The organism is Mesorhizobium sp. M7A.F.Ca.ET.027.03.2.1, from assembly GCF_003999175.1.
GTDB lineage: Bacteria > Pseudomonadota > Alphaproteobacteria > Rhizobiales > Rhizobiaceae > Mesorhizobium.
The window spans coordinates 1-392 of record NZ_RZOM01001969.1 but is presented as its reverse complement, the minus strand read 5'-3'; the positions used below and the strand labels follow the sequence as shown (position 1 = coordinate 392).

Genomic DNA, 392 nt, shown 5'->3' with positions numbered 1-392 from the left:
ATTCAGGACCCAATCCGCCCTGGGTCTGCGTACCCGGCGCCACCCCGATGATTTGCACCTACCCAGTAACCACGCTCAATCCGGGGGCCTCCGTCAACCTCAAGCTCGGCTTCAAGCCGGCCGGAGGCTGGCAAGGCAGCGTCTTGCGTAACTGCGCCACCTATAATTACGGCGCCAGCGGCAAGCCGCTGTTCGGCAGCCAGTCGAACGATCGCGGCTGCGCCTCGATCCCGATCTGCCGGCGTGGCGATCGTGACCGCGACTGCCGGCCGCCGGTCGAGAAGAAGGTCGACCTGATCCTGAAGAAGCGTGCCCGCGTCCCGGTCTGCACGGCCGACGGCATCTGCCACTTCGTGATCGACATCATCAACAACGGCACATCGACTTATAAC

1 pseudogene is annotated in these 392 nt (G+C 63.8%); it reads left to right on the top strand.

What is annotated here, in order from left to right:
• Nucleotides 1-392 (top strand): annotated as a pseudogene (locus EN750_RS39015) (hypothetical protein); the annotation flags it as partial.